The organism is Nostoc sp. CCY 9925, assembly GCF_963920935.1.
In the GTDB taxonomy this organism is placed as follows: domain Bacteria; phylum Cyanobacteriota; class Cyanobacteriia; order Cyanobacteriales; family Nostocaceae; genus Nostoc.
This window is the reverse complement of the sequence record NZ_CAWUDO010000004.1, coordinates 1-25,484: the sequence shown is the minus strand read 5'-3', so window position 1 is coordinate 25,484 and position 25,484 is coordinate 1. Positions and strand designations below refer to the sequence as shown.

At 40.5% G+C, this 25,484-nt stretch carries 17 protein-coding genes; 11 read left to right on the top strand and 6 right to left on the bottom strand.

What is annotated here, in order from left to right; genetic code table 11:
- Positions 1–364 precede the first annotated feature (364 nt).
- The 4 genes from ACM0OY_RS03200 to ACM0OY_RS03185 all read left to right on the top strand — a co-directional run bounded on the left by ACM0OY_RS03200 (position 365) and on the right by ACM0OY_RS03185 (position 6,741).
- Entirely contained in the window at positions 365–1,108 is a 744-nt protein-coding gene (locus ACM0OY_RS03200; RefSeq protein WP_414567447.1) for a PPC domain-containing protein, read from the top strand.
- 143 nt (positions 1,109–1,251) lie between these two features.
- The gene (locus tag ACM0OY_RS03195) at positions 1,252–2,043 is read left to right on the top strand and encodes a peptidylprolyl isomerase (protein WP_414567446.1); all 792 of its coding nucleotides are present in this window, start codon (positions 1,252–1,254) and stop codon (positions 2,041–2,043) included.
- Between the two features lie 209 nt (positions 2,044–2,252).
- Positions 2,253–5,183, top strand: a complete 2,931-nt coding sequence (locus ACM0OY_RS03190) for a peptidase domain-containing ABC transporter (RefSeq protein WP_414567445.1) — start codon at positions 2,253–2,255, stop codon at positions 5,181–5,183.
- A gap of 55 nt (positions 5,184–5,238) precedes the next feature.
- Positions 5,239–6,741 carry an HlyD family efflux transporter periplasmic adaptor subunit gene (locus tag ACM0OY_RS03185; RefSeq protein WP_414567444.1) on the top strand — a complete coding sequence of 501 codons (1,503 nt, stop codon included), beginning with the start codon at positions 5,239–5,241 and terminating at the stop codon, positions 6,739–6,741.
- A 482-nt stretch (positions 6,742–7,223) separates the two neighbouring features.
- Here ACM0OY_RS03185 and ACM0OY_RS03180 read toward each other — a convergent pair whose 3' ends face one another.
- Positions 7,224–8,378, bottom strand: a complete 1,155-nt coding sequence (locus tag ACM0OY_RS03180; RefSeq protein WP_414567443.1) for a DUF1822 family protein — start codon at positions 8,376–8,378, stop codon at positions 7,224–7,226.
- Positions 8,379–8,380: 2 nt separating this feature from the next.
- Positions 8,381–9,589, bottom strand: coding sequence for a sigma-70 family RNA polymerase sigma factor (locus ACM0OY_RS03175; RefSeq protein ID WP_414567442.1), 1,209 nt, complete (start codon positions 9,587–9,589; stop codon positions 8,381–8,383).
- Between the two features lie 376 nt (positions 9,590–9,965).
- On the opposite strand from ACM0OY_RS03175, the gene ACM0OY_RS03170 reads away from it, so the two are divergent.
- Positions 9,966–12,452 (top strand): CHASE2 domain-containing protein, encoded by a 2,487-nt coding sequence (locus tag ACM0OY_RS03170; protein WP_414567441.1) that lies wholly within the window; start codon positions 9,966–9,968, stop codon positions 12,450–12,452.
- Between the two features lie 52 nt (positions 12,453–12,504).
- Entirely contained in the window at positions 12,505–13,317 is an 813-nt protein-coding gene (locus tag ACM0OY_RS03165; protein WP_414567440.1) for a DUF928 domain-containing protein, read from the top strand.
- A gap of 256 nt (positions 13,318–13,573) precedes the next feature.
- Here the strand turns inward: ACM0OY_RS03165 and ACM0OY_RS03160 are convergent, their stop codons facing one another.
- On the bottom strand, positions 13,574–13,951 hold the full coding sequence (locus tag ACM0OY_RS03160) for a hypothetical protein (protein WP_414567439.1): 378 nt from the start codon (positions 13,949–13,951) through the stop codon (positions 13,574–13,576).
- Between the two features lie 662 nt (positions 13,952–14,613).
- Between ACM0OY_RS03160 and ACM0OY_RS03155 the strand changes: the two genes are divergently transcribed.
- The 3 genes from ACM0OY_RS03155 to ACM0OY_RS03145 all read left to right on the top strand — a co-directional run bounded on the left by ACM0OY_RS03155 (position 14,614) and on the right by ACM0OY_RS03145 (position 18,548).
- Entirely contained in the window at positions 14,614–15,858 is a 1,245-nt protein-coding gene (locus ACM0OY_RS03155) for an AAA-like domain-containing protein (RefSeq protein ID WP_414567438.1), read from the top strand.
- 696 nt (positions 15,859–16,554) lie between these two features.
- Positions 16,555–18,159, top strand: coding sequence for an FAD-dependent oxidoreductase (locus tag ACM0OY_RS03150; RefSeq protein WP_414567437.1), 1,605 nt, complete (start codon positions 16,555–16,557; stop codon positions 18,157–18,159).
- Complete coding sequence (locus ACM0OY_RS03145) at positions 18,159–18,548, top strand: 4Fe-4S binding protein (protein ID WP_414567436.1); 390 nt, start codon at positions 18,159–18,161, stop codon at positions 18,546–18,548. Before ACM0OY_RS03150 ends, ACM0OY_RS03145 begins: the two co-directional genes overlap by 1 nt.
- A gap of 62 nt (positions 18,549–18,610) precedes the next feature.
- Here the strand turns inward: ACM0OY_RS03145 and dapF are convergent, their stop codons facing one another.
- Entirely contained in the window at positions 18,611–19,465 is an 855-nt protein-coding gene (dapF, locus tag ACM0OY_RS03140) for a diaminopimelate epimerase (protein ID WP_414567576.1), read from the bottom strand.
- Positions 19,466–19,611: 146 nt separating this feature from the next.
- Here dapF and ACM0OY_RS03135 point away from each other — a divergent pair, with 146 nt between their 5' ends.
- Positions 19,612–19,827 (top strand): Hfq-related RNA-binding protein, encoded by a 216-nt coding sequence (locus ACM0OY_RS03135; RefSeq protein WP_414567575.1) that lies wholly within the window; start codon positions 19,612–19,614, stop codon positions 19,825–19,827.
- Positions 19,828–19,876: 49 nt separating this feature from the next.
- On the opposite strand, the gene ACM0OY_RS03130 is transcribed toward ACM0OY_RS03135, so the two are convergent.
- A complete protein-coding gene (locus ACM0OY_RS03130; RefSeq protein ID WP_414567435.1) occupies positions 19,877–20,002 on the bottom strand; it encodes a hypothetical protein in 126 nt (41 codons plus the stop codon).
- A gap of 97 nt (positions 20,003–20,099) precedes the next feature.
- Between ACM0OY_RS03130 and ACM0OY_RS03125 the strand changes: the two genes are divergently transcribed.
- Positions 20,100–22,463, top strand: coding sequence for a hypothetical protein (locus tag ACM0OY_RS03125; protein WP_414567434.1), 2,364 nt, complete (start codon positions 20,100–20,102; stop codon positions 22,461–22,463).
- 457 nt (positions 22,464–22,920) lie between these two features.
- Here ACM0OY_RS03125 and ACM0OY_RS03120 read toward each other — a convergent pair whose 3' ends face one another.
- Positions 22,921–25,257: a cation:proton antiporter gene (locus tag ACM0OY_RS03120; protein WP_414567433.1), complete on the bottom strand. Its 2,337-nt coding sequence runs from the start codon at positions 25,255–25,257 to the stop codon at positions 22,921–22,923.
- Positions 25,258–25,484: the final 227 nt, after the last annotated feature.

Genomic DNA, 25,484 nt, shown 5'->3' with positions numbered 1-25,484 from the left:
GTCTTGTGGGGTGGACATCTTGTCCGCCCCTTTCTACAGGCGGGCGAGACGCCCACCCCACAAGAAAAGTTGTATATTTTTTTATTTGGTAGTCCCTAAGTTAAAACATTTAGAAAGCAATGGTTTTACCTCTTGCTCTTGTTATACCTGAAAATTCCTGTAAGTTTAGACATCAAAAATATTGCATCTTGCATAAACTTCCGTCTTACACGTATTGATAATTGTGGCACATGTTAATACCAATTCCCAATTCAGAAAATTGATGCAGCAATAGGTTCCTGATTTATATATGTTGCTTAATTTTGAAGAATTAGTATCAATTGACCGCATTACTAAAACACTCAACTAACTAAAGGAGAAAAAAATGGCTACATTTAATCTTGGTACAGTAGGCACTACCCCTGTTGTGAGAAACAACTTCAGTTTAACTACATCCGATACCACTGATGTCTTTAAGTTTCAAATTAGCGGCACCAAAAACATTAATTTGTCTCTAACAGATATCAGCACTGGTGATGATGCCGAGTTATTCCTTTTTCGAGACAACGGTAACGGCATCTTTGATTCCGCCGACCAATTAGTTGATTTTTCAACTAATTCTAGCAACAGAGATGAGTCTCTCAATAATCGAGAAAGCACAGGTACTTATTTTGCTCAAGTCCGTCGTTTTGCTTCTGGTAGTTCCGGCACTGTAACTTACGATTTGGCTGTGTCTGCGACTACACCCAACTCAACAGCCGGTTTTAGCAATCTTCTACCTAAAGAATTTGAACTTGGTAATTTATCAGGTGATGTTACTCGCTCTAGTTTAATCAATGATGCAGACACCACAGATACTTACCATTTCTCTTTAGGATTATTTGAAGGTGTGAACATTAGACTCAGCGGACTTCTAGCTGATGCTGATATTAGACTGGTTCACGATTTTAACAACAATCGCATTGTTGACGCTGGCGAAGAAATTGCACGTTCTACTAATGGTGGTACTACGGCTGATGTAATTTCCAACATCAACAATTCCGGTAACTACTTCTTGCAAGTTCAGCAATTTAGTGGCAACACTGGCTACAGCTTGAATTTTGACCACTTCACCACCACTTTTGCTTAGCATTAGTAAGTGGTAATTGAAAGCATTGTAGGGCAATGCTTTCAATATTATCCAAACGTTGCAAGCGGTACAGAACTTGACCTGAACTTTACCGCTTGCATTTCTAAATTTTATAACCGCACGGATTAAATATTTCTACAAATATGAGTAAAGTTTTACAAATCAATGGTGCAATGCCTGGGTTAAGCTATGCAAACATATCTACAGAAATTATCTCTTTTTTGGCTAGCTATAACCTGATACCGCAATTGTTATCCCAGAAAATAATCGAATCAGCAATCGCACCAATCACCTGCACCCAAGCAGAAACATCTCATGCCCTAGAGCAATTTTATCAGCATTGGGATTTGACAAGCGAAGAAAAAATACAAGATTGGTGCTTGCGTTATAGTTTGAATAGAGAACAATTAGAAGTTTTGGCAACCCGCAAGCTGAGAGTAGAAAAGTTCAAACAAATAACTTGGGGACATCAAATAGAATCTTACTTTCTCAAACGCAAAAGATATTTAGATCGAATTATTTATTCTTTAATTCAAACTGACAACAAAAGTATTGTTAATGAGCTATTTTTTAGAATAACAGAAGGTGAATGTTCCTTTGCCGAACTGGCACGAGAATATTCTCAAGGTTCGGAAGCTGATAAGGGCGGCATTATCGGCCCAGTGGAACTTGGTAGTATTACTCCGAATTTTGCTCAACTTCTTTATACAAGTCAAGTCTGTGTAGTTCAACCACCCGTAGCTTTTGGAAATTCATGGGTTATTGTACGTGTGGAAAAGCTAATTTCTGCACAGTTAGATGATTTTATGCGCCAAAGATTGCTGCAAGAACATTTTGAAGCTTGGTTTCAACAGCAATTAAATCAATTGTCGCCAGAAGAAAAAGTTTGGATGGGCGTTAATAGTAAATCTGCACAGTTGCAAGAAGTTGCATAGTGTTAAGTGAAGAAAGAATAAGGGAACGAACCGCAAAGGACGCAAAGAGCGCAAAGAGAATAACGTCTACGTTAAAAAAGAGTTTTAGACTTAACTAAAGTTTACTGAGAGATAAGTTCACAATTTACGCAAAAATTCTCTCTAATTTCTTCTTTGCGTCCTTTGCGCCCTTTGCGGTTCGTTAATTAAAAAATCTATGATTAAAAATCATGACAAATCCAACACTAAATCTCCAAGAATTAATTGCAAGTTTATTTCCATTTAATCACTTACCCCAGAGCGTTTTAGAAACTTGGCTCGGTCAGGTACAATTTTTACGCTATCGCATCGGACAGGTAATAGTGACTCAAGAAGCTATGCCTGCTCAAATTACTATTATCTATCAAGGACAAGCGAGACTGTTAGGCTACAATGCTGATAACCCAAAACCTGTAACGCTGAAACTGCTGTCATCAGGAGAGGTATTAGGTTGGTTAAGTCATGTGCGGGGGGTTGCATGTGAAACTGCGATCGCTTCTACTGAAGTTATCGCATTCAATCTACCCATTGCTGATTTTCTCACACTACTTAAGCAAGAGCCAGCTTTTGCACAAGCCTTACAAAATCATGTTACTCTTCTAGAAGTATATGAACTGCTAACAAAAGAACTCAGCCGTCGCGCAGATGGCAGCAAAAATTTAGTTAAGCTTGCTCAAGCTGCAACTGAAGCAGCAGTCATCCAAACATTGCCTGCACGCAAAGTATTTCACAATCAATTAAACTCAGAATTTTTATGGTTAGTCAGCAGTAATTTTGACGCTAAATTTCCTGTAGGAACTCCTTTAGATTTAGATAATTTAAATCACAAACTTAAATTTAATGTAAGTATGCGTTTAGTGGGTTTACCCAAATCTTTATTAGGAGAAGAACCCACACAGACAACAATTTTACCCGCAGACATTCCCTACGCTTCTGAAATTACCATTACTGAAGAATCAACTACTCCAGCTAAGCAAAAAAAGTATCCTTACATCCGGGGTAGAGGCCCTTTAGATGGTTCTTTGGCTTGCTTTGAAATGTTGAGCAAATACTTTCACATCCCCATGCGCCGAGATGTATTGCGGCGAGTTTTGACAAAGCAGCAAGAACATAAAGGTGCTATATCTCTGCAATTTTGTGCAGCCGCCGCTGAATTAATGGGATTGACAACGCAGATGGTGAAAGTTCCTGCTGCTGCTGTCAGCCGTTTGCAACTACCACTAATGATTAGTTGGCAAGGTAGTTTTGCAATTGTTTATCAAAATAGCAACCAAGAGTTACTGATTGCTGTTCCAGAAATGGGATTTTTGCGCTACAAACTGCGAGACTTTGTGGAAAACTGGGGACAAGAAGGAGAAGTACTGCTACTACAAACAACTAAAAATACTCCCAAGGCGCGGTTTAGTTTGAATTGGTTTGTACCTGCAATCAAACGCCATCGCAAAGTACTTATTGAAGTGTTGTTGGCTTCGATTGTCATTCAGATTTTTGGGTTGGTAAATCCTTTAGTCACCCAAGCAATTATTGATAAAGTATTGGTGGGCAATAGTCCTGGTACTTTGGAGGTTTTTGGGATATTTTTGCTAGTAGTAGGGGTAGTTGAAGCCATACTTACCACAGTCCGCACTCATTTATTTGTAGATACAACTAATCGTATTGACCTCTCCCTTGGTTCAGAGGTGATTAGTCATCTGTTGCGTTTGCCATTATCTTATTTTGAGCGTCATCCTGTGGGTGAATTGGCAACACGCATTCATGAATTAGAAAATATCCGTTCTTTCTTGACTGGTACTGCCTTAACTGTGGTGATGGATGCAGTGTTTTCTGTAGTCTACATTGTGGTGATGGCATTTTATAGCCCAATTCTCACTTTAGTAGCATTAGTAACAGTACCGTTGTTTGGCTTGCTGAACTTGGTAGTATCGCCTGTAATGCGGCGACAATTACAAGAAAAAGCCGAACGCAATGCCCAGACTCAATCTTACTTAGTAGAAGTCATGGGAGGAATGCAGACAGTCAAGGCGCAAAATTTAGAAATGCGATCGCGTTGGCAATGGCAAGAACGTTATGCTCGTTACATCAGCGCCGGTTTTAAAACAGTTTCTACCCAAACTACAGCCAGTTCTGTTAGCAGCTTCCTCAACAAGTTTTCTAGCATGTTAGTGCTGTGGGTAGGCGCTTATCTCGTCCTCAACCAACAACTCACCCTTGGACAACTCATCGCTTTTCGCATCCTTGCAGGTTATGTAACTAGTCCGTTGTTACGCTTGATGCAACTATGGCAAAATTTCCAAGAAACAGCCTTATCTCTGCAACGCCTTGCTGATATTTTAGACACTCCTCAAGAAACAGAAACAGAAGCGCAAAATATCCTCATGCCTAGCATTCAAGGTAACGTCCGCTTTGAAAATCTCTGCTTCAGCTTCCGCGAACAGGGACCATTGCAACTGTCCAATATTAACTTAGATTTACCGGCTGGCTCTTTTATTGGCATTGTCGGTCAAAGCGGTTCCGGTAAAAGTACACTGCTAAAATTGCTACCTCGACTTTACGAACCCAAGTCTGGCAAAATCTTGATTGATGGGTATGATATCAACAAAGTTGAGCTATACTCCTTACGTCGTCAAATTGGCATGGTGTTACAGGATACCTTGTTATTTGATGGGACAGTACGTGAAAATATAGCTTTGGCAAGTCCTGAAGCCAGCGACGAAGAAATTATTGCTGCGGCTCAAGTAGCATTTGCCCACGACTTTATTATGGACTTGCCCAGTGGTTATAATACCCTGGTCGGCGAACGGGGTTCAGCACTATCTGGAGGACAACGCCAAAGAATTGCGATCGCTCGTACCGTCCTGCAAAATCCCCAATTACTCATCCTTGATGAAGCTACAAGTGCTTTAGACTACAACGCCGAAGCCCAAGTTTGCCGCAACTTAGCAACAGCCTTCCAAGGTAAAACAGTCTTTTTCATCACTCATCGCCTCAGTACAATTCGCAATGCCGATGTCATTCTGATGATGGATAGAGGCGTCGTCGTCGAACAAGGTACTCACGAAGAATTAATGGCGCTCAAAGGTTACTATTACTGCCTTTATCAACAACAAGAAACGCAGATTTAGTCATTAGTCATTAGTCATTGATTTATCTCACTCATCCCCCAGTCCCCAATCCCCTATGAACATTCCACACAAATTCGATCAACCAGTTCTTTTACAACAAACGCCTACTTGGTCAAGAGCGATCGCTTGGACTATTATCGGAGTTAGTGCCTTTACAGTAATTTGGGCATCAGTATTCAAAATTGAAGAATCAGTTCATGCCACTGGCAAACTAGAACCGCAAGGTGCAGTTAAAGAAATTCAAGCTCCAGTTAACGGCGTTGTCAAAGAAATTCTAGTTAAAGATGGTCAGCGAGTCAAAAAAGGTGAAATACTTATTAGCCTAGAGCAAACAACATCTGAGGCAGAACTTACTTCATTGAAACAAAGTCGCGCTGCTCAATTACAATCAAAACAGTCTTTAGAACTAGAAAATGATTTCTATCGACGGCAGCTACAAGGACAAGTTTCACAACAGCAAATATTACAGCAAACTGCCCTTTTAAAACTTAAGCCAGAACTAGCGTTATTAACTAAAAATCGCGCTGCTGTTTTTGCCGAAAATCAATTGTATCGCGCACAATTAAACGGCAGTAATACTACAGTAACTCTCACTTTAGAGCAACAGTTACGCTTAGAAAATCGCCAGAAAGAATTGGAATCCCGCTTGATGGCAGCTAAATTAGAAACGCAACAAACACAACAACAATTACTCCAAACCCAAGCACAATTAGGCAGTGCCCAAGATGTGCTGGCAATTAATCGCCAAATTTATCAAAATCTCAAAACTTTAGATAAAGCGGGTGCATATCCCAGAATGCAAATCCTCAAACAGGAGCAAGAAGTAAATGTCAAACAAGCAGAAGTAATGCGGCTAACTCAAGAAAAGCAGCGATTACAATTAGCCGTTGTTCAAGGAAATGAGAAATTTCGGAATGCTGCGGCACTATCTCAAGAAGACTTATTAGCTAAAATTACAGAAAACGACAAAAAAATTGCGGAAATTGACAGTCAATTAACTAAAGTAATTATAGAAAATCAGAAACGACTGTATGAAATTAATAGTCAAATTGGAGAAATTGACAGCAAGTTAACTCAAGCGCAACAAACACTGAAATATCAAAAAATTGTTGCTCCCGTAGATGGAACAGTATTTGAACTCAAACCTCAAACAACAGGGTTTGTTGTCAACTCCAGCGAACCAATTCTTAAAATCGTTCCTAGCGATAATTTAGTTGCTAAAGTTTACATCACCAACCGTGATATTGGCTTTGTTCGAGAAGGGCAACAAGTAGATGTGAGAATTGATTCCTTTCCTTTTCAAGAGTATGGTGATATCAAAGGCGAGTTAATTGAAATCGGTTCTGATGCTCTACCTCCAGACCAAGTTTATAATTTCTGGCGTTTTTCTGCAAAAGTCCGTCTTAATGGACAGAAGTTACTGATTAACCAACGTCAAATTCCACTGCAATCAGGAATGTCTATTAATGGCAATATTAAATTGCGTCAGCGCACAGTGATGAGCATCTTCACTGATTTCTTAGTGGATAAAGCTGAAAGCTTGAAATCTGTTCGTTAAGAAGAATTCAATGGTAATCATAACTAATTAGCAACGAATATAGGAGTCCGATTTGATTTTTTAAAAATCTAAGTATATGTCAATACGCTTCATTTAAGGATAATTGTAGGTTGAGTTGAACTGAAGTGAAACCCAACAAACCCCGGAAATGTTGGGTTTCGTTCCTCAACCCAACCTACGCAGCTAAGTATATGTAGGGTGTGTTAGACGGAACGTCTAATATCATGTCCGGTTAATTACTTTCTAAACTGGAAGAACCCCACCCCGCCAAAGCTGTGCTTTGTCTCCCCTAAGAGCTTGCGGGGAGGGAATTAAGGGGTGGGGTCAATGATTAACGAAATCATAACTAATTACCCGAACATAATAATATCAAATAATGTTTGCGACACATCAATTATTCGTAAGGGCACAACAATGTTGTGCCCCTACCCATCTGTCGCATTCTTTTTTTTAATTGGTATAAGCTGTTGCACAGCTTATATTCAAAACTTTAAAATTTCCCGTTCGTAGCCATCTGGTGTTGGTTCAACTTCCCAGACTAAGCCTTCTCCTGGCTCTAGTTCTACATCGACATAAAGCCGATCGCTCGTTTCTATTGCTGTATCCTCATTATTAATAAAAGGTTGCAAATCTTCGCTTAATAGTCTGAGTTTAAATCCAACTGGAATGGTTTCATCTGGATTGGCATTTTGCAATTCAAAGCGCCAGACATTCTCTGTTAAATTACCTCTCGGAAATACGCGCAACTCGCAGATATAATCAGCGATCGCTAACTGTCGCGATAAACATACATTTGATTCTGCGTTTTCTCGACTCCGCACGCCACGAGGAGCTAATTCCAACCTAGTCATTCCCCAACCAAGCTGTTGGGCTAAATTTGATACTCCTGTTTGCAACCATTGTTGAATTGACCACTGTTGTGATAGTCCTTGGCGGCGTTCGTATAATTGCTGACGCCAGCCGCCATGTGCTAATAATGCTCCCCAAAGTTCAAAGGGAATGGCTAAACGTGGGAAAACTATTTCAGAATTACCCAGGCGTTCTAGTAAGTTTTCTGCCTGTGCTAAAGGTAACTCTGGTAAAGGTGTCACCGACGCACGTAAAATCTCTTCTGGACAAAGTTGACGAGTAATCCACAAGCCATTAATGTCTTTGATTAAGTCATTCTCATCCAAAGAGTAAGTGCGATCGCCCCCATCATAAACCCCTTTGGTTTTCAATTGACGATGAGTTGTATACCCCCAAACACTCGCCCAGCCACCATTCGGATTAACCTGTACTCCGATGTAATAATCAGCAACCCAATTGGGAATATCCACCCATTCCTGTGGGACGCGCAATTCTGCTATGTCAATTGCTGTTGTCGGAATTAATACTAATCGTACTCCCTCACAAGCGATCGCACTTCCATTAACAAATTCCCAAAAGCTAGGTAACGCGGCTATTGGAGTCGAAACTCTCGCAGTTGGAAATTGCTCGTCTCTCAACCAAGGTAAAAATGCATCTAGGCAGATTTGGTTAAGATAGGCTCGCCAGCGTCCGCCTGATGTAGAAAAAGCTGGTAATTCCTGGGTTTGAGAAGATAACGAAATTTCTAAGGTCAGCTGTTCTGGAATTGGGCATACATCAAAAGTCATGGTTAAGACTCCACTGGCGACGAGAGAACAAGAGGGCGATAGTGAGCAATCAACCATTCTTCTAGAGAATTGCTCATACTGTCGATTACGTCAGATGTCACTGAAATATGCAGTGTTTTTTGGCTCCACTGCGCTAATTCCATTAGTAAAGTCTTTTTGATTTTAGTTAATTGGCGAGAAACTGTATATTGTTTGACTCCTAACTGTTGGGCAATATCTTGCTGGGTCAATCCTTGCTTGTAGTAGGTTTGCAAAAGTGCTTGGGCTGCGGTATCTAATTTTTCCAGAGCATTGCTTAAAACTCGATTGATTTCGGTAGTTCGCTGTGTTAAATTTTCTACTTCTTCTTGGATAATTATTTCATTTAACACCGATTCTTGAAAATCATTTGTCAGGCGATCGAGCAATTCACCTGTTTCTTGTCCAGGTACGGGGGCATCAAGGGAAACGGAGGTGGGATATTCATAGAAACGCACGGCTTTAGCACTAGCAATTAGCCAAGATTCCACATTTTCTGGAGTGCAGGCTGGACTTTGAGAACTAAGCTGACTCAGGCGTTCAGTGTTGTAAAGCTGGGCGATCGCCTGTAATTTTGCTTTATCTGGTTTAATGAGTTTGTGAGCAGTTGCACCATCACTAGGTGCGTAAACTTGCAACAAACAATTCCAGGCAAGAAGATAACGCGCGATTATTTGCGATGGATATCCCCCTTGTTTGAGAGATTCCACTAATCGCTTTTGACTGACTTTGTGCAGCAATCCCCAATCAGTACAAATATCAATTTCTTGGTGCTGACGTAACAAATCTTTGATTAAATTACTAAAAGTAAATTCAGCATAAATTTTCAAATTTGAACTTAATTGTGGGTTAAAGCCTCTGAGAACTTTGTCAATGCGAGCGATCGCTGTTTGAAAAAAGTCGGCGATCGAATGTTGACTTAGTACATTCATCTTCATTTTTCTCGCAACCCAATAGCAGACTTCCTGTAAATAAGCTGTAATATGAGCAACAGCGATGGGACTTGCCTGGGTTTGCCAAATGCGATGCCAGTAAATAGCCCAAAATGTTTCAGACTCTTGAAAAGAAGACTGTTTTAAACAATTGTCCATACTTCGTCGTAGCTTACTATCAGTAATCCAACGGTCAAAAGTATCACCTTTGAACAGCACAAATGTGGAAAAAATTTCAATGATATGTTGTCTTGAATACATAAAAGTTTTGGTTTTATAGAAATAGTTAATAAATTTAAACTACTTTCTTGTACTGAGACTTGCCTGAAATTTAACAAACTTTGTCGCTCAACCCAAGTTAATTGTCTTCTTAGCTGAACCGTATTGCTTTATAGTAGAGTTCATTATGTCTATGTGAGATTTTTGAGCAAAAATTATGTTTCTTGCATAAATATAATAATTGGAGATGATATCTAATGTGCGTCGAAGTTACATATTTTATGATTAAGACCGTCATTAGTCATTGGACAAATGACTAATGGCTATTGTACAGACGCGATGAATCGCGTCTCTACTAATGACTATTGTACAGACGCGATGAATCGCGTCTCTACTAATGACTAATAACTAATAACTAATGACTAAATTGGTAGTTTTAAAATTTGGCAAAGGCAGCTTTGAGGCTGGGTTTCCAGTTACTCTCCAAATTGGAGAAGAAAATAGCCGTCCGGAAACTGAAGTTATCGGTGAACTACCGCCAGATCAAGAATTACCGCTAAATTTTCATTTTTGGCAAGCTATTTATCGTCACCTAGATTTTGCTGGTCGTCCTAAAGGACTACCAAAACTCCAGAAAGCAATTTCAAGCGATGGAGAGTGTTTCCAAGCAGCCGAAAAATTACGCGATCGCCTGAATCAATGGCTGCAATCAGAAAGCTTTCGCTGTATCCGCGAGAAGTGGCTCGAAAAACTTCAGAAATATGACCAAATCCGAGTAATTTTGCAAACTGAAGATTATCAACTTCAAAAGCTTCCTTGGCATCTTTGGGAGTTAATAGAACGCTATTCAAATGCAGAAATCGCCTTGGCCGCTCCTAGCTATGAAAAAGTCAGCTTTTTGTCGAAATCGACTACACAAGTTAAAATTTTAGCATTATTAGGTGATAGTCATGGAGTCGATATAGCGACAGACCGTCTACTCTTAGAAGAGCTACCTGATACAAAAATTCACTTTCTTGTAGAGCCATCTTGTGAAGATTTAACAGATAATTTGTGGCAACAAAATTGGGACATTCTTTTTTTTGCAGGACATAGTTCAAGTCACAGTACTGGAGAAACAGGTCAAATTTACATTAACCAAACAGAGACTTTGACAATTAGTCAGTTAAAGTATGCTTTGAAGCAAGCCGTGGAACGCGGTTTAAAGTTAGCAATTTTTAACTCCTGCGATGGCTTAGGATTGGCAAGAGAATTTGCTTCTTTGCAGATTCCGCAGTTGATTGTTATGCGTGAACCGGTTCCAGATCGAGTAGCGCAAACATTTCTCAAACATTTCTTACAAGCATATTCTGGAGGTCAATCTCTTTACTTGGCAGTCCGTATTGCTAGAGAAAGGCTGCAAGGGTTAGATGGACAATTTCCCTGTGCCAGTTGGCTACCCGTAATTTACCAAAATCTAGCGGAGATACCACCCAGTTGGCATGAGTTGGGCATCGGGCATGGGGCAAATCGGGCAGGGGAGCAGGGGAGCCACTGCGGTCTTGGGGTCTCCCCAAGTGGAGCAAGTGGCGTAGCAGGGAGCAGGGAGGAAAATTCCTTTCCTCTGCACCCTTCTGTTCGCCGTTCTGATTCCCCACTCCCTACTTCTGTTAAAAATTCAACAAACAAAGCCAAACGCTCAAAACTTCATCTTTTCTGGCTCATCTGTATGAGTTTAATAACTAGTGGTTTAGTTGTCAGCGTGCGATATCTGGGAATGCTACAAAAATTGGAGTTACAAGCATTCGATCAATTGCAACAACTACGCCCAGATGAAGAGCCTGAGTCTCGATTGTTAGTTGTGACAATTACTGAAGAAGATGTGCAATTGCAGTCTCAAGAAAAACCTCAAGGTTCTCTCTCAGACGAATCGCTGTTGAAGTTGTTGAAAAAATTAGAAGCGCATCAACCGCAAGCAATTGGCTTAGATATCTACCGCGATCGCCCTGCCAAATCAGACTTACCAGAACTACAAAAGTATTTGTATAATACCAAACATTTAATTTCAGTCTGCCGAGTTAGCGATCCTCTATCCGAGCCTGGAATTAAACCTCCTCCAGAAATATCGTCAGAACGCTTGGGTTTTAGTGATTTGGTACTCGATCCTGATAACATTGTCCGTCGCCATTTACTAGCATTAACCCCACCACCATCTTCGCCTTGCAAAGCCTCGTATAGTTTCAGCGTCCAATTAGCACTGCGTTACTTGGCTGCTAATAATATATCTCTCGAATTTACGAGCAATGGTGCTTGGAAACTGGGTAAAACTACTTTTAAACCACTAACAGCACACACAGGTGGATACCAAAGAATTGATGCTTCGGGACACCAAATTTTATTGAATTACCGTTCTCATAATTCCTTACAAACATTTGTGCCGCAGGTAACACTAACAGAGGTACTAACAGGAAAAGTTAACGCTAGCACAATCAAAAACACAATTGTTTTGATTGGTACAACAGCCCAAAGCTTTCAAGATTATTCATCGACGCCTTATATTACAAGTGAAGGTGCAACGGAGAAAATACCAGGTGTTCTCTTACAAGCGCAAATGATTAGTCAATTGTTAAGTGCCGTTCTTGATGGGCGATCGCTTCTATCAACTTGGTCTATTTGGCAAGAAATTATCTGGATTTTGGCATGGTCATTAACAGCTAGTTTGCTAACTTACTACATCGAACGGGTATTTTATTTGAGTGTTGTAACTGGAATTACAATTGCCAGTCTCTACGGAATATCCCTGGTATTTTTAATTAAGTGGAGTATTTGGATACCACTTATTCCTCCTATTGTCAGCTTCATTATTACAATTATTCTCACTGCTTATTTTATGAAGAATTATCTAAATTTATCGAAATCAGCATAGATTGTTATGATTACTAAAAACAGAGATCAATAAACGTTGCGAAAAATAACAGATGAAACAATTTCTTAGGCGGCTAACTTCAATTACTACATTCATCATTTTGATGAGTTACTTTAATACTTCGCTAGCACTAGCAGAAATATCAAACTCAATTGATTTTAATCCACCTCCCCCACCAGCCGATCGCGGCGCACCTGGAAAGCGAGGTGAAGGAGCTTCACGCGGCGAGTGTACTCAACCTGAGATACCTTTAACTGCTCTTGTACCCAGCTATGAACAGCAACTCAAGCAAGGCACAAATCAAACAGCTACCATTACAGAAGTGTGGGGATTAACTAATAGAGAACAGCCTAGCTTTTGGTTTTATATTCCTTATCAAAAATCTTCTATTAAGACCATTGAGTTTGTTTTAAAAGCTGATGATGATACAACAATTTATCGTCAAAATATCACAGCACCTACAGTACCTGGAATTGTACAAGTGCAATTGCAAAATCAAAAAACTATTTTAGAAACTAACAAACCTTATCACTGGTTTTTTAACGTTAAAATTGTCTGCGATTCCCAACAACCAACAACATTAAATTATGTCGAAGGCTGGGTGCAGCGCGTAAATTTAGATTTATCAATACGCGAGCAACTTAAACAATCTTCCCCACGTCAGCAAGCAGTAATCTACGCAAAAAATGGCATTTGGTACGATGCCTTGACAACCTTAGCCGAACTGCGTCTGAAAAATTTAGATGATTCACAACTTGCTGAAGACTGGGAAAATCTACTCAAAGACATTAAACTAGAAAAACTGGCAACAAAACTTCTAATTGGAACAACCAAGATAAACACATCCGATCAAGCAAAAATCTAAAATCTAAAATTGTCTGATTTAAGAAGCGATCGCTTATTGCTAATTACAGCAATTTCATGAGAAAACAATCTTTTTTTTGGCACAATGAGCAATTTCAGATTTACTTTTTAGCAAAGCGATCGCAGTCATATTCAGTTGTGTCAGATATAATAGACAAAAGGCTTTGAAAGTCTCTATGATGCCGGGGTTTGAGGATGGCTTTATGTCCTAAGCTATGCTTTAATTGCTATAATTTAGCAATTATTTGTACAAAAAATTAACTAATTAACCAATAAAGCTGATATTCTTCAATTAACAATTTTCCACTATTAGAAGACATCTTGAAAAAGAAGTAATAATCTCCTGATTCCCAAATACTAAATTCTTGTTCCTGTTCCTGAACCTTAGTTGAAGAGCCACTGTTGGGAATAGTCATGCTAGCAACTGGTGTTTGCGTCTGCGCGTTTATCAAAAAAATTTCCAGCAGACAGAAATCTTTGAGTTCAGCAGAATAACGAACTTTGAATCGGATTCTACCTCCATCCCTTAGGGTTTTTTGAATAAAAAATTTTTCCGTTGTCACATCATTTCCAGACAGTTGAATGCCTTTACCTTGTGTTAAGGTTTGAGTTGTTCTATGGTTTAGTGAAGTCATGCTTTTTTCTCCTCAAAAAAGAAAGTCAATTGAAAAATACCACTGCTAATTGGATTTGGGAATTTAGTTTTAAGCTAGTCAATAGCCAAGAGACATTGTTACAATAGGTAAAGATTAACTACCTCTTGCATATTATGAATAGCTACATCGTTTGTTCCCAAATCAAATTGGCTTCCTGTAATTCGGATGCCGAGAAATGTCTTTTGTGTTGCCAAGTTTGTATCTTCTCATCATCGTCAATAAAAGGCAATCCCAATTAAGACAGTTAAAAAATATTCAAAAAGACAGTTAAGACAGTTAAGACAGTTAAGACAGTTAAAGCCTAACTGGGTAATTATGTAATTACGAATGTGGTTAAATGTCAAGACTAAATAGACAGCTATTTTTGCTAAATTCAAATAGCAATGAAATATTTTTGAGGAAAAACTGGGGTTAGGAAATAGTAGATTCCCTGGCGGAAAGTAATATATTTTACTAAATTTATTTATATAAAATTTATAATTATTTAATGATTTTAGCTCAAACCTAAATTATTGAATAACGGAGTAGGGGCTGAGAAAAAGCGAATAGTTTTGTCTCTACCGAATACTAATTACCAAATATGCGATCTCCAATGCCCAATCCCCATTACCATTAAATTGTCTATTTTAGGCTCTCCTCACATGAGATACCAAGTTGGCGGTAGCCTCCACACCAACGATCCCACGTACATTGTGCGTCAGGCAGACAAAAAACTTTATACTAGTTTAAAAGCTGGTAATTTTTGCTACATATTCAGTTCTCGCCAAATGGGTAAATCATCCTTATTACAGCGAACTAGTCATCGCCTTAAGGAAGAAGGCTATAAATGTGTTTACTTAGATGTGACGCAATTGGTGAGTGAGGGTATTACACTAGCACAATGGTACAAAAGTATCATCATCAGCTTGTTATACGGCTTAAATTTGGCAGAACAGGTTCAATTTAACCAGTGGTGGAAGATGCAAGCAGGTCTTTGTCCTGTGCAAAAACTATACCAGTTCGTTGAAGAAGTGTTGTTACCAAATGTCAATAGTGATTCTCAAACACAAGGTAAAGCTAAAGGCATTTTCATCTTCATTGATGAAATTGATAGTCTGCTGAGTTTGAATTTTCCTGTTAATGACTTTTTTGCCTGGATTCGTTATTGTTACGAACAACAGCCGCACAACTCAAATTTTCAACACCTGGGATTTGCATTATTTGGAGTAGCCAGTCCGTCGGGTTTAATTGCAGACAGAGACCAGACACCTTTTAATATTGCTACAGCCATTGAGTTATTCGACTTTCAATTAGATGAAGCTAAACCATTATTAGAAGGGTTAAAGAGAGTAATCACTCAGCCAGAAATTGTATTGCAAGAGATTATTTACTGGAGTGGGGGACAACCTTTTTTAACCCAAAAACTCTGTCATGTAGTTATGCAAACTGCCTTAAAGACATCAACTCGAAAGATTGATTTATCTCCAAAAACTGAAGCGTGTTGGGTAGAAAAATTGGTGCGATCGCACATTATCCAAAACTGGGAATCACAAGATGAACCGCAACACCTCCGCACCATTCGCGATCGCTTACTTTTCTTCAACCAACAGCAAGCAGGACGGTTACTCAGTCTTTATCACCAAATATTGCAAGCAGAAGAAGCACAGGAACAGACAAGAAATTCCACTCAATCTTTCCCTCAAGTTTCCTATCCCCTCTGCACCCCAGCCTCTTTCACTGTCCCATCCCCGACACTTATCGATCGTAGCCCAGAACAAACAGAGCTTTTACTATCGGGATTAGTCGAGAAGCGCAACGGCTATCTGAAAATTAAAAATCCTATCTACCGCACTATCTTCAATTCTGAATGGGTGTTATATCATGTCCGGTTGAAGACTTATTATTAGGGCTGACGCGGGGACGCGGGGACACAAAGACGCGGAGAGTTTTTTTCATAAGTGATTAGGCGGACATGATATTACGCACTCAGATGCCCCAACCCCATTTTCAAGGGGGCTTTAGACGTTCCCCCCCTTTTTAAGGCAGGTTAGGGGGCAATACTGCTCGCTTTGTGCATTTTTAACTCGGCATTGGATTTGGGGAAAAGGTTAATGGTTCGACAAGCTCACCAACCGGGTAAAGGTTAAAGGTTTTTTCTTTCCCCCTTTCCCCTTCCCCTTTTCCCCAAAACCCGACAAGTATTGGGTTAGGGGCGATCGGGGTTTGAAGCTTCAGTGCGTAAGTCCTGTGCTTATTGACATAGACAAAAAGCTATGGGATATTTCTAATAAAATACGGTAAATACGTCGATTTTTAGTATAATATGCAAGGATTCTTAATTAAAGGCTTTCAAAACTGAAGGATTGATTCGTCGAAGTATGGAAAAATCGAAGAATTTACTTTTTGCAGAAGCTGAGAAAAGGTTGCATATATTTGAGGCTGTGTGACCTGGCTAATACTCAAACTTTCTAATACTAATTATCTGTAAACTTATATCGAATAATTATTAACTTATTTCTTCTTTTGGGACACAAGTGTGAAATTAATTTAATTCTTTTGGACTTTAAAGCAACTCCGAAACAATCTGAGGAATTTATGGGTTTATGAATACAGAAACTTTTCAGGTGTCGGCAGCACAAACTGTAATTACAGCCGATGTTCTAGTTTTAGGTGGTGGGCCAGCAGGTACTTGGGCAGCCCTTTCTGCCGCCAGACAAGGTGCCCGTGTGGTTCTAGCCGATAAAGGATATTGCGGTACGTCAGGGGCAACAGCTCCATCTAATACTGGCGCGTGGTATCTTCCGAAAGGCCCACAACGTGATGCAGAAATTGAGCGTCGGCTGTCGCGGTCAACAGGACTTGCCGATCGCCGTTGGTTGCAGCGTGCGATCGAGCAGGCGCAAAAAGGTTTAGATGACTTAGGCAATAGCGGCTATCCCTTTCCTTTTGACGATGAAGGCAATCCCTACCGTGCTAACTTGCGGGGACCGGATTATATGCGCTTCATGCGGCAGAGAGCGATCGCTGCTGGTGTACGGATTCTTGACCATCATCCGGCATTGGAACTACTTGCGGCGGATGGTGCGATCGCAGGTGCGGCAGGTATCCATCCGCGCAGTGGGAATCGCTGGGAAGTTAGGGCAGGTGCCGTGGTGCTGGCAACTGGCGGCTGTGCTTTTCTCTCTCATGCACTAGGTTGCGATGGTAATACCGGGGATGGTTATCTCATGGGGGCAGAAGCAGGCGTCAGACTATCTGGGATGGAATTTTCCTCCCAATATGGCTTGGCACCCGCTCATACTTCAGTAACCAAGGGGCTGACATTCTCCTTCGCCAGCTTTTATCTGGAGGATGGCTCTCCTTTGCCGGACACTGGGGAAGATCGAGCAATACGCATTGCCCGCCAGTTGATAGCAGGTGAAAAAGTATATGCTCTAATGGATCGCGGCAATCCCGTTGAACATGATTGGTTGCGCCAGGGTCAGCCTAACTGTTTTTTACCATTTGAGCGGATCGGATTAGATCCATTTAAGCAGCGCTTCCCAGTCACACTACGCTCAGAAGGTACTGTTCGCGGAGTCGGCGGACTGGAAATCATCAATGATGATTGTGCTACAACAGTGCCCGGACTTTATGCTGCGGGGGATGCAGCCTCTCGTGAAAATATTACAGGGGCTGTGTCAGGGGGAGGAAGCCCTAACGCCTCCTGGGCTATTGCCAGTGGTACTTGGAGTGGTTATGCAGCAGCCCTTTTTGCAGCCTCCCTTGGCGACAAAGCAGACACACGCTTGGTTCGTGGTTTAGGTAAAGCGGGTTTACGTCCCCGTAAACACCAGATAGAAGATGGACTGATCTCGGAAGTGATTAGTGCTGTTCAGGCTGAAACTTTGCCGCTTGATGTCAATTTCTTCCGTTCTGGAGCCAGGATTGGGCTGTCACGCGAACGTCTGGATGCAGTATGGAAGGATGTTCGCGATCATTTAGGAGGCGAAGGTCGCAATGCCGTGCGGGCAAGGGAAGCAGCCGCCATGACAGCCACAGCTCGCTGGATCTGGGCGAGTGCAGCTGCACGTCAGGAAAGTCGAGGAATGCACCGACGGACAGATTTCACAACAACCGATGTGCAACAAACACGACGAATCTTGACCGATGGTATCGATGATGTTGTGGTTGTTGCCCAAGAAAATCAGTGGAAAGAGGTAGCGTAATGATCGAAATTGTAAATAGCGATCGCTGTATTGGATGTGATATCTGCGTAAAAGTTTGCCCACGCGATGTATTCGATTCCGGAGCCGACGGATTAGCCGTAATTGCTCGTAAGTCAGATTGTCAGACTTGCTTTTTGTGTGAACTGTATTGTCCTGTGGATGCTCTTTATGTGTCCCCTCACGCCGAACTGGATGATGAAGTTGATTCAGAACAGTTAATCGCCCAAAACTTGCTGGGTAGTTACACCCGTAATATGGGTTGGTCTCGCGGCAAAATGGGAGGGACTGACAAAGATCCAACGCGACAACTGAGGGGTTTCAACAGGGTAGGACGGGAGAATACACAAGAGGCAAGGGGGGCAGGGGGCAGAGGAGCAGAGCGAGAATAATAACTCCTAACTCTTGGAAAGACTTGGGTTAACCCTTGCCCCCTGCCCCTGCCTCCTACCTCCTACCTTGAGGCTTGAGAAAGTTTACCTGTGAATACCCGCTGGGCTGGGCCTGTCATGTAAACTCGTTGGTCGATTTCTGACCATTCAATTTGTAATGGTCCACCTGGTAATTCTACAGTGGCAGTGCGATCGCATTTTCCAGTTAACACACCAGCCACCAAAGAAGCACAAGCGCCAGTACCGCAAGCCAGGGTAATCCCTGCGCCCCTTTCCCAGACGCGCATTTTCAGATAGTCGCGGCGCACTACTTGAATAAATTCAGTATTTGTGCGTTGGGGAAAAACTGAGTGATGCTCAAATTTGGGGCCTATGGTTTCTAGCTCAATTGCGGCGACATCTTCCACAAAAGTAATGCAATGGGGATTTCCCATACTTACGCAGGTGACTTCCCAAGTTTGCGTCGCCACCTCTAACGGCTGATTAATTACTTTTTCTTCGGCGGGTGCAAGGGTAGTAGGAATTTCAGCAGCGAGTAACCTGGGTAAACCCATATCCACCTTCACTTGACCATTAGCTAGGATTTGGGGTGTAATCACACCAGCCAGGGTATGAATGCGATATGAGTCTTGATTGCGCGATTCACCCTCTAAGTCTGCCAAAAAGCCAGCTAAACAGCGAATGCCATTACCACACATTTCCGGTTCTGAACCATCGGAGTTGAAAATCCGCATAGTGTAATCAGTGCCGCTTTCTCCAGGCAGGGCAAAAATTACACCATCAGCACCGATACCAAAATGGCGATCGCACAACTCGATGGCTTGCTCTGGAGTGACTACAGGCAAAGAAGACGAGCGATTGTCAATCAGAATAAAATCGTTGCCGAGACCATGATACTTAGTAAATTCGATTGCCATTTGCAAAATCAATAAATTATATTTGTGTTTTGTCATTGGTCATTTGTCCTTTGTCATTAGTGAATTACCAATGCCCAATGCCCAATGCCCAATGCCCAATGCCCAATGCCCAATGCCCAATATCCAATATCCAATGACTAATGACTATGATTACTGAATTTGACACCTCTTTGCCTAGTATTAGACAAGTTCAAATCCTGATTAAACAAACAATGCCAGCACAGTTCAAGTTGCTGACTGGTGATGTAATCACAGGGAGGGTTTTATGGCAAGACCCACATTGTGTATGCATTGTAGATGAAAACAGCGAGCAAACAACCGTTTGGAAGCAAGCGATCGCTTATATTAAACCAAAAAATTAAGACTCAGGCACAAAAATTACAACTCATCAGTTCTGGTTGAAGAGTGAAATTACTCTTTGGCATTAACTGTCTGGGAACGCCGATATTGCTGGGTAGTGCTAATAGCGCTCCCAGTAATTTGTTTTTGCCTACTTTCGGTTGGACGCAATCTACAATAACCTAAATTTAATACCATTTTCCTTGTCTATATCTCTAAATATAAAAAAAATAATTCAGACTTGAATTGTATCACATATAAATTGCGTTAATACTCACCAAAATAATCTAAAATTATGCAGCAAAATCAACGTAAATATTCGCTTAAATATTCTTTTTTAGGAAGTATAGTATTATTACTTGCTTTTAATTCAGATCCATCTAGTTCTTATGCTACAAGCAATATATTTATTTTAGATAATTCAGGTAGCATGGGTTGTGCCAGCGATACAAAATTTTCCGATAAAGTTGATAAAGTTCATCCAGAGAGATGTGAAAGCTCAGTTAAATATCCTGTTGATATAGGTCGCCTATCAATCATCGAGAAAATTGATCAATTAAGTAGCAGTAATTCTGAAGTTGCTCTAATTGAGATGGGGGGAGTGACTACAACAGATCCCGAAGAATTAACTAAAATTAAAAAAGAAACATGTCTAGTAAGGACAGCCATTAAATTAACAAAAAACATCACTTCTTTCAAAGACCAAATCAACAATAAAGAACTAATAATTCCTAATCATAGTGGTTCTACAGGAACTGGTAAAGCTCTTGATCTAGCATGGAAGATGGTCAAGAATAAGCAAGGTGAGCGTCGATTAGTCATCATGACTGATGGCGAACCCAACTGTGGTGTACCAGTATGTGACGTTGTGGATGGTATAGATAAAGAAATCAAAGCCGCACCTAATAAATTTAAGATTTTAAAAGAAATTAGAATTTTATATGGAGCAAAGCCAGAAGAACTCAATGAAGATAAAATTAAGAAAAATTACAATTGTAAATCAGTACCCTTAAATAAAATTGCAACCCAAGTAAACTTTCAAAAGATTAATATTTCAAAAAAAACAAATCCTAATCCTCCAGTAACAACAAATACTAATCCTTGGGCTATTAACCTTTTTTGGTTATTATTACCTTTCCCATTCATTTTTATATTTGTTATATTTAAAGTCAGCAAATTTTTTAGCGATATTCGTCAGGACACACTAATATTTATATTAGATGCTTCTCAAGGAATGTCTAGTGAAGTAGATGTGATTTGGGATGGCTTAGAGAAGCATATCAGAAAAATTGATATTGCAAAGATGATAATTGACAAACAAATCTTTGCTGATGAAAATAAATTTATAAAAATAGGATTAGCTATTTTTGGTATAAATTATAAGCCTAATTCATATTTTATAAAAAAGCCTGCTTTTAGGCAACACCTTGAAATTATTAGAACTTTAATCAAAACTTTTCCTGAAGGAGAAGCGCCCCTAGCCGATGTCTTAGAAAAAATATTAAAACAAGAAATACTAGAGCGATATTCCGATGATATACCTAAAGAAATTTTCAGGGAAGAAATACTAAATGAAGAAATACAAAAACAAATACAAAGAGAAGAAAAACAAAAAGAGAAGCTCAGAGAAGAAATAGAACAACAAATCCTAAAGAGCAATACTGGTAATATCTCTCAACAAGAATTAGAACAAAAAGTAGAAAGAAGACTAGAAGAAGAACTAAGAAAGAGCAATACTGGTAATATCTCTCAACAAGAATTAGAACAAAAAGTAGAAAAAAGACTAGAAGAAGAAATACAAAAACGCTCTTATAGTAAACCTATTAAAAAACTTATATCTCGGGTAAAAAAAAGTAGCATCCCTCATATTATTTTAATTACAAGTAGCTACGATACTTGTGATGGTAGTCCCATCATGATTATCAAGAAACTTGAAGAGTATATTAACTTTGTTATGTATATTATTGATTATTCAGAAAAAGATTCTTCTGCTAACTCTAGTTTAGAAAGATTTGCCAAGTCAAGTGAAAAAATTCGTTTGTTTAGATATGATGAACAAGACTATTTTGATGTAGTTGTAAAAACAGTTAATTCATCGTTTAATAAAACAGATAAAATGAAGAATTCAAATAAGTCAACCGATGAGAGCAAAATTATAATAAAACAACAAAATAATATTCGCGGATGGCTGATTGTTGAAGCAGGAATTCAGCAGCTTGAGAACCATAAGCTTGCCAGACGCGACGATAATCTTTGGGGTGAAAATAGCTTAAAAGCTGGTTATTATGACTTGTATGTAGAATATGTAGATTCTTCTGTGGCTAAGACAGGAAATATAAAAACTCTTGGGAAACTGCAAAGACTAGAGGAAGATCGTAAGGCTAAAAAAGATGTGTTAGATGTGCTAAAGAATAAAATAACACAATTAGAAAAAAATAAGATATCTAGGGCAGGTCTTAATCAAAAACTAGAGTTGGAATATGATATTAAAATCGAAAAAAAAGCTCAAGAAGCATTGGAACAAGAATTAGAAGCAATTGAAGAGGCTATAACAAATTATCAGTTTAATCCAATTTATCAAAATTATTTTAGGTCTGTGAGTTTTGAAATTAAAGAAAATGAGACGAAAATAGTGCGAATCCTAAAAAAGGATTCTTAAATTCAATACAGTTCAGTTAAGCATTTCTTTCTTCTCTTTGTGTCCTACCCTGCGGGAAGCCGCTTTGCATTTACGCTCAAAAAATTGACTTTGACCAAGAGTTTTAGCCCTAGCCGAAACATATTGCACCAAAAGCTACACAATTGTAGTCTCAAACCCTTGTGTCAAGACTGTTTTATATTAATTTCAAATCAGAATGTCACAGATGACGGGTAGCAATACTACTCGCTTTGTGCATTTTGAACTCAGAATTTGGTTTGGGGAAAAGGTTAAAGGGTAAGGGTTAAAGGTTTTTTCTTTCCCTTTTCCCCTTCCCCTTTTCCCCTTAACCGACAAGTATTGTGACGGGTAGGGGCGTACAGCTGTACGCCCCTACAGCCGATTTATTTGTTGCAAAGATTTTTGCAAATGGTATTACTTCCGAACTGTGAATTCTGACTCTTGAATTGTGCTGTGATTAATCCGTCACACTATCCGCAGGCAAAAACTCTTTGAGGGCTTCTGCTTCACTAGCTTTCACCATGGGCAGAGAAAGGGGTACTGAACTTGGGATGCCAAATAACTGTTGTAGTTGACTCAGACCTGTCAAGTTACCGCACAACAATACTTGGTCACCGACTCGCAAATCCATGCTGCTATCGGGATAGCGGATAAATTTACCATCGCGGCGGATTGCCTGCACTTGTACGCCGTATTGTTTGCTAATACCTAAATCTGCAAGAGTTTTAGCCGAGCTTGGAGAGTCAGCGTTTACCGACATCCACTGACAAGCACTATTTTCTCCCGGAATAGCTGCTTGTCCCTTGGCGAATTCTGCTAAAGCTGCCAGTTCTTCATCTGCTCCCACTACTAGCAAGCGATCGCCTTCTTCCAAACGAGTTTCATTACTGGGATAATCGATTTCATCGCCGTTAGCGCGGCGAATCGCCATCAAACTTGCTCCTGTTAAGTAGCGCATATCGGCTTCTTCTAAACTCATGCCAATTAAAGGCGAACCAGATGGTAGAGGATACCAGCGCTGATTTAAATCTTGAGTTGCTTGGCGTAAATCGTGGGCAACTTCAGTAGCAGAACGTTCCGGCCGCAAGTCTAAATAGTGATCGTTGCGGATTTGCTGCATTTCCTTTTGGACAACAGCTTGGGCAAAGCCTAAGCCAGTTAATAAATAAGTCACCATTTCTAAACTGGCTTCAAACTCTGGTTGCACCACTTCTCTGGCTCCCAGTTGATACAGCACTTCAATATCTCTGTTGTGGGTAGCGCGAACAACTAAATCTAATTCTGGATACAATTCCAAAGCACGTTTCAAGCAAAGACGCGTACTCATGGGGTCAGGAAGTGCGATCGCCATTCCTTTGGCATGATTCACTCCCGCAGTTTCCAGAACATGTAAACTCACACAATTGCCATAAACATAAGATACCCCAGCTTCACGCAACTGCTGAATTCTACTTTCTGATTGGTCAATTACTACCACAGGTAGGTCGTGTTGCTGCAACAACTTAACTAAATTTTTGCCCACTCGCCCATAGCCGCAAACCACCACATGGCCTTTTGAAGGTAAATCTTCTGACATATCCCGTGGCTGGTCTTCTGCTAAATACGGTTTCAACCAGGGCATGGATTCGGCGAAGTTAAATAACAATGGCACAAACCGCAAAACAAATGGCGTTAGCACGAGAGTAACTGCTGTGGTTCCCAAAATCAGCAAATATATCCGTCGGGACACCAGCCCCAAGGATTGCCCTTCACTGGCGAGAACAAAGGAAAATTCCCCAATTTGCGCTAGTCCCAAACCAGCGATTATGGCTGTTTTCAACGGGTAGCGAAACAGTTTCACTAGGGGAGTGATAATCAGAAACTTACCTACAAAAACTATTGCCACCAGCCCTAAAATCAATTCCAGGTTCTTCCACAAAAACACCGGGTCAATTAACATCCCAATGGCAGCGAAAAACAAACTGGCAAAGATATCTCGCAATGGTTCCACGTAAGTCAGGGTTTGGTCGGCATACTCCACCTCAGAAATCATCAACCCGGCAACAAACGCCCCCATTTCAATGGATAGCCCCAAATGCTCTGTGAGCAAGGCTATGCCCAAACATAAAGCTACAACCCCTAATAAAAATAGCTCTTTGCTTTCAGTACGAGCTAAGAGCCGCAACAAAGGCGGTATCAGCCAAATCCCTGCTGCTATTGCGCCGGCGGCAAATAAAGCAATCAACGCCAGCGCTGTGAGTACGGCGATGCCAATAGTTTCTGCGGGTTGGTTGAGGGCTGGTAAGACTGCCAACATCAATCCCAGCGCCAAATCCTGGACTACCAAAATACCCAACATCACTTGTCCGTGGGGCGTTTCTGTTTCATTGCGTTCCATCAACGACTTGAGGACAACTGCCGTGGAAGACAAGGAAAGAATACAGCCCAAAAACATGCCCTTAGCGGGTAACGTTCCCCAGGCACCAGTTAACCCGCATACCGTAACTGTGACTAAAATCGTCAAAGCTATCTGGAGTCCACCTCCACCCAGAGCGATCGCTTTTACTTTCTTGAGTTCGGCAAAAGAAAATTCTACACCCAAAGCGAATAATAAAAACGCTACCCCGAACTGTGCCAGAGTCTCAACTTGAATAACTTCTTTAATCACTCCCAGTCCGGCTGGGCCGACGATCATCCCGCCAATGAGATACCCCAGCAGCACCGGTTGTCGCAAAAGTGCCGCTAACAGTCCGCCACAGGCTGCAACCGCCAAAACTGAAACTAAATCAACAATTAATCTAAAATCTTCTTGCACCAGTTTTAAAAGAATTATTAAAGCTTATTAAACTCAGGATATAAAGTTTTATATATCTTAGGATAGTTTGTTTTGGGCAATATTGGACATGGGGCAGAGGAAGTATAGTATGTACTGGCGTGTAGGTTGGGTTAAGGGACAAAACCCAACTAACGATTCTTGATTCACAAGTATAAAAGGTGGATTCATCCAGTTCAAATACTCGTTAACGGAGATAAAAGGTGGAT